At 52.4% G+C, this 5716-nt stretch carries 6 protein-coding genes; 3 read left to right on the plus strand and 3 right to left on the minus strand.

The annotated features are described in order from the left end of the window. Positions 1-638, plus strand: a 638-nt coding sequence (locus tag HMPREF3050_RS01735; protein ID WP_210399675.1) for a YadA family autotransporter adhesin, incomplete at its 5' end; no start/stop codon positions are given. Positions 639-1058: 420 nt separating this feature from the next. Here HMPREF3050_RS01735 and HMPREF3050_RS01740 read toward each other — a convergent pair. Then, positions 1059-2315, minus strand: coding sequence for an AmpG family muropeptide MFS transporter (locus HMPREF3050_RS01740; RefSeq protein WP_210399903.1), 1257 nt, complete (start codon positions 2313-2315; stop codon positions 1059-1061). Between the two features lie 350 nt (positions 2316-2665). Between HMPREF3050_RS01740 and HMPREF3050_RS01745 the strand changes: the two genes are divergently transcribed. Continuing rightward, positions 2666-3616 carry a bile acid:sodium symporter family protein gene (locus HMPREF3050_RS01745; RefSeq protein ID WP_070773232.1) on the plus strand — a complete coding sequence of 317 codons (951 nt, stop codon included), beginning with the start codon at positions 2666-2668 and terminating at the stop codon, positions 3614-3616. A 97-nt stretch (positions 3617-3713) separates the two neighbouring features. Here HMPREF3050_RS01745 and dapB read toward each other — a convergent pair whose 3' ends face one another. After that, positions 3714-4523, minus strand: coding sequence for a 4-hydroxy-tetrahydrodipicolinate reductase (dapB, locus tag HMPREF3050_RS01750; protein ID WP_070773233.1), 810 nt, complete (start codon positions 4521-4523; stop codon positions 3714-3716). Positions 4524-4539: 16 nt separating this feature from the next. Then, positions 4540-4923 (minus strand): outer membrane protein assembly factor BamE, encoded by a 384-nt coding sequence (locus HMPREF3050_RS01755; RefSeq protein ID WP_003780297.1) that lies wholly within the window; start codon positions 4921-4923, stop codon positions 4540-4542. A gap of 158 nt (positions 4924-5081) precedes the next feature. Between HMPREF3050_RS01755 and fur the strand changes: the two genes are divergently transcribed. Beyond that, on the plus strand, positions 5082-5579 hold the full coding sequence (fur, locus tag HMPREF3050_RS01760; protein ID WP_003766333.1) for a ferric iron uptake transcriptional regulator: 498 nt from the start codon (positions 5082-5084) through the stop codon (positions 5577-5579). Positions 5580-5716 lie beyond the last annotated feature (137 nt).

Below are 5716 nucleotides of genomic sequence, written 5' to 3' on the forward strand. Positions count from 1 at the left end.
ATGCGATCAACGGCAGCCAGTTGTATTACACCAATCAGGCGATTGCCAACGTAGCGACACAAGCGACAGCAGCGAAAACCGAAGTTACCGCAGGTAAGAACGTCGTCGTTAACCAAACCACCGGCAACAGCGGACAGACTGTTTACAACGTTGCTACTGCCGATAAACTCGACGTAACCAGCGTGACCGCAGGCGGTGTAACCGTTAACGCGCAAGGTGTCAGCATCGCTGCACCGACCGCCCATAATCCGGCGAATACCGTCAGCCTCAGCCCGATCGGTCTGAACAACGGCGGACAACGCATCACCAACGTCGCCCCGGCGAAAGAAGGTACCGATGCGGTCAACCTGAACCAGCTCGCCGGCGTGGGTAACGCCCTGCAAAACAACATCGAACGCGTCGGTAAAAAAGCCTACGCAGGCGTGGCAGGTGCGATTGCACAAGGCTCGATTCCGCAAGTAACCCGTCCGGGTGCAACCGGTATCGGCGTGGGTAGCGGCTACTACGGTGGTCAATCCGCCATGGCAATCGGCGTGTCTGCGATGAGCGACGGCGGTAACTGGGTTGTTAAAGGCAACTTCTCTGCCAACACAGACGGCCACGTCGGTGTCGGGGCAGGTGCGTTGTACCAGTGGTAAGCTAACGGCTCTTAGCTGAAGCAAAGCCAAGGTCGTCTGAAATCCAAAACAGGGTTTCAGACGACCTTTTTATATGAACGAAGGGAGTGTGAAGAAAGCAATTGCGAATAGAGCGGATTCGTATATTGTCGATATAAGACGGCGGGCATCAAGCAAAACTAAAAACTATTTGCAGAAGGGCGGTAGCGTTATGGAGAAAGTTGGGCAAGGGTAAACTGAAGTGGAAATATCTGTGCCAGAAATGGCGGCTCGTGGCTTGGCTTATTTGTATTTGAATCCACGATAGTCCAACATATCTGCGGTTTGCTGTCTTGTATCCGCTTGACTGTTTTCTCTATTCTTGATTTGCATCGTTGCAAAAAAGGTCGTCTGAAACCGGATACATTGGTTTTCAGACGACCTTTAAATTTGATGGCATATTTAAGCAGATTGTTCTTTTTTATCTCCGTTCCAAGGCGCAACTTTAAATAGCAGCAACATCCCAGGAATTCCCAACATGAAACATAGCCAGAAGAAATTGACGTAGCCCATCTTTTCAATCAGAAAACCTGCTGATGCGTTCATAAACGTGCGCGGTACGGCGGATAGACTGGTAAACAGGGCAAGTTGGGTGGCGGTAAAGGCGGGATTGGTTTCGCGCGCCATGTAGGCTACAAAGGCGGCAGTACCCAATCCGACACCGAATGCCTCCGCGCTGATAACGCCTGCGAGCATTGTTTTTTCGGTCAGGGTAATGATACCGAATTTGCCGAAGCCGGCCAGCCAGGCAAAGCCCAGGATAGTAACGATTTGTACGACGCCGAAGAGCCACAGGGCTTTGTTGACGCCGAGTTTCAGCATCCAGATACCGCCGAGTATGCCGGCGATGACGGCGGGCCAGAGACCGGCGTTTTTGGCAATCAGACCGATGTCGGTTTTGCTGAAACCCATGTCGAGATAAAACGGAGTAGCCAGTGCAGTGGCCATGCTGTCGCCGAGTTTGTATAGGAAGATGAATAACAGCACCAAGATGGCTTGTTTTGTGCCTTTGCGCGAGAAAAATTCTTGAAACGGTTCAACTACGGTTTGAGTCAGCGTTCGCGGTGCAGTGGGCGGCATGTCTGGTTCTTGGGCAAGAAGCAGCGTCATCAATAGACCGGGCAGCATGAATAGGGAGGTAATGAGGAAGACGCTGTTCCACGGCATAATGTCGGCCAAAATTAGGCTCAACGAGCCGGGGACGAGGGCGGCGACGCGGTAGGCATTGACATGGATGGAGTTGCCTAGACCCAGTTCTTTGTCCGATAGGATTTCTCGGCGGAAGGCGTCCAGTACGATATCCTGACTGGCGGAAAAAAAAGCAACGGCAACGGAGAGGCCGACGATGATGGGCAGGTGTTGGTGCGGATTGAGGAATGCGTAGGCAGCAAGGGTCAGCAGCAGACCGATTTGCGTAACCAGCATCCAACCGCGTCGGCGGCCGAGAAAGGGCGGGCGCACGGCATCCATTACGGGCGACCAGATAAATTTCCAAGTAAACGGCAGACCGATTAAAGACATCAGACCGATGGTTTTCAGGTCGATGTTTTCGGTGCGCAGCCAAGCAGGAATCAGGTTAATCAGGAAATAAAGCGGCAGCCCCGATGTGAAGCCCGTAAAAATACAAATCAACATATTGCGCGAAAAAATCCGCTGCATAGTGCTTGGTTGGGAATCAGTCATAATGGATGAGCAGTACAAAAAGAAAGGCACATTGTAACAAATCCTGCGTAGCAGGGCGGGATTGCCTACTGTAATGGTTTAAAAACAAATGGGAGGGCGTGAATTGCCACAGCGTGGGTAAAAGAACTGTTTGATGTTTGGATGGGGTTGTCTGAAAATTTAGATTCTGTCAGTAAGAGATAAGCAGCAATATAGTGCCGACTATTCATTTATTTATTCAATTGCCGATTGCTTCCGCTATCGTTGCCAGAGTTGCATAGAAAAGTTAATATCCGTTAAATTATGGCAATCGCTGCCATACATAACAACCTACAAAGGAGCAAACTATGAACTTTCTGACTGCCGTCAGCCGGCAAATGACCCGATTCACCGCACTGATTATAGTCCTTGCCTCTATCGTCGCCTTTATCGAACCCGCTACCTTTTCATGGGTGAAAGGCGACACGCAAGTCGTCGTACTCGGCATCATTATGCTCGGCATGGGCATGACTCTAGGCAAAGAAGACTATCAAATTTTGGCTAAACGCCCGCTCGATATTTTCATCGGCGCAGTTGCCCAATACACCATTATGCCGCTGCTCGCCATCGGTATCGCCAAAGCCTTCAACCTTTCGCCCGGATTGACGCTGGGTCTGGTTTTGGTCGGTACTTGCCCGGGCGGGGTTTCGTCCAACATCATGAGTTTCCTTGCCAAAGGCGATGTTGCCTTTTCAGTCGGGATGACCACCGTCTCCACCGTCCTCGCGCCCGTTATGACGCCGCTGTGGATGACTTACCTTGTCGGGCAAACCGTCGAAATGGATGGCTGGGGCATGTTCAAGTTTATGTTGCTCGTTACCCTGTTGCCCGTCGTTATCGGTTCTGCCGCCAATATCTTGCTACACAAAAAACACTGGTTTGAAGATGTACGCGCCATTATGCCTGCAGTTGCCGTTGTCGCCTTTGCCTGCATCGTCGGCGGCGTCGCAGCCGTCCACGGCCACCGTTTTGCCGAATCTGCCTTAGTTATGGTGCTCGCCATTGCCGCACACAATATCGGCGGCTACATCCTCGGCTATTACAGCGGCGCGCTAACCGGTATGAACACCGCCAAAAAACGTACCATCGCTATCGAAGTCGGCGTACAAAACGCCGGTCTCGCCACGGGTCTGAGCGCCAAATTCTTCCCGGGTAACGCCGAATCCGCCGTCGCCACCGCCGTCGCCTGCGTCTGGCACTCCGTATCGGGAACCGTCTTGGGCAACTTATTCGCTTGGTGGGATAAGCGTAAGCAATAAGCTACGGTGGTCGGTTCAGTCTTCAATCAATAATCAAAAGGTCGTCTGAAAAACATTTTTCAGACGACCTTTTTGTGTCATGCGGATGAAAACGGTTTTAGCGGTTTTTCAATCCCAAAACGTCCTGCATATCGTACAAACCTGTTTTGCCGTTGACCCAAACTGCGGCGCGGACGGCGCCGGCGGCGAAGGTCATGCGGCTGCTGGCTTTGTGGGTGATTTCGACGCGTTCGCCGTCGGTGGCGAAGAGGGCGGTGTGGTCGCCGACGATGTCGCCTGCGCGGACGGTGGCGAAGCCGATGGTGGACGGATCGCGCGGGCCGGTGTGGCCTTCGCGGCCGTAAACGGCGCATTGTTTGAGGTCGCGGCCGAGTGCGTCGGCGATGACTTCGCCCATGCGCAGGGCGGTGCCGCTGGGGGCGTCGACTTTGTGGCGGTGGTGGCCTTCGATGATTTCGATGTCGTAGCCTTCGTTTAGGACGCGGGCGACGGTGTCGAGGATGTGGAAGGTGAGGTTGACGCCGACGCTGAAGTTGGCGGCGAAGACGATACCTGTTTTTTCGCCTGCGGCTCGGATGGCGGCTTTGCCTGCGTCGTCGAAACCGGTGGTGCCGATGATGATGTTGACGCCTTTTTCAACGCATTTTTGCAGGTGTTTGAGGGTCGGCTCGGGGCGGGTGAAGTCGATGAGTACGTCGCTTTGGGCGAGGACGGCGTCAACGTCGTCTGAAATGGCGATGCCGGTTTTGATGCCGGAGGCGAAACCTGCATCCAAGCCTAAGACTTCGGAGCCGGCGTGTTCGAGTGCGCCGGAGAGGACGGTGTCGGGATGGTTGTTGACGGCTTCAACCAGTACGCGCCCCATGCGGCCGTTGACGCCGGCGATGGCGATTTTCAATGCGCTCATGCGGTTTCCTTAATGATTATTGTGCAGTTTGGGCTGCTTTTTGTTCGGCTTGGAGGGTTTCGATGGATTTTTGGATGGCATCGCCTTCTGCGCGGACAAGGACGTCGTTTTCAAAATAAACGGTGAGGTTGCTGCGGTCTTTGATGATGCCGTTGCGGCTAGTATTGAAGGTGTAGTCCCAACGGTCGGCATGGAATGCGTCGCGCAGCAGCGGGGTGCCGAGCAGGAGTTGGACTTGGTCGCGGCTCATGCCTGCTTGAAGGGAGACGACGGCGCGGGGATCAAGTTCGTTGCCTTGGATGACTTTGAGTTTGTAGGAGGGGAACAGGGAAACGCGTTCGGCGCTGCATGCGGAAAGTCCGATGAGGGCGACGAGGGCAAGACAGAGGGGTTTGTTCACGGATATGCCTTTCTGTTCGAATTCGGGTGGAAGGGTATCATTGCTTGAATTTTTTGAAAAAGCAAACGATAATCATCTCTTTGATTATAATTTCAGCCGGCTATCGTTTGTATGCAAACAAAACTTGTGGTTTTATTGCAAACCGCTATGGCGTAATAGTGGGCAAGCGGGCTGAAATTGCGTATTATAACGTCTATTACTTCACAGGGATATTGAATATTATGGAAAAATTCAGCAATATTGCGCAATTGAAAGACAGCGGTTTGAAGGTTACCGGTCCGCGTTTGAAAATCTTGGATTTGTTCGAGTCGCATGCTGAAGAGCATTTGAGTGCCGAAGATGTGTACCGTATTTTGCTGGAAGAGGGTGTGGAAATCGGCGTAGCGACGATTTACCGCGTGTTGACCCAGTTCGAGCAGGCAGGCATTTTGCAGCGCCACCATTTTGAAACCGGCAAGGCGGTTTACGAATTGGACAAAGGCGACCACCACGACCATATCGTCTGCGTGAAATGCGGCGAGGTAACGGAATTCCACAATCCTGAAATCGAGGCCTTGCAAGACAAAATCGCGGAAGAAAACGGCTACCGCATCGTTGACCATGCGCTTTATATGTACGGCGTGTGCGGCGAGTGCCAAGCGAAGAGCAAACGCTGATTCCCGTTTTAAAAGATGTTTGATGTTCAGACGACCTCGGATGAGAATTTGGGGTCGTCTGAAATTTTTTGCGAAACATGAACATCATGCCGCTGCAAATCAGAATAATATAGTGGATTAAATTTAAATCAGGACAA

It is taken from the genome of Neisseria sp. HMSC065D04, assembly GCF_001815675.1.
Taxonomy (GTDB): domain Bacteria; phylum Pseudomonadota; class Gammaproteobacteria; order Burkholderiales; family Neisseriaceae; genus Neisseria.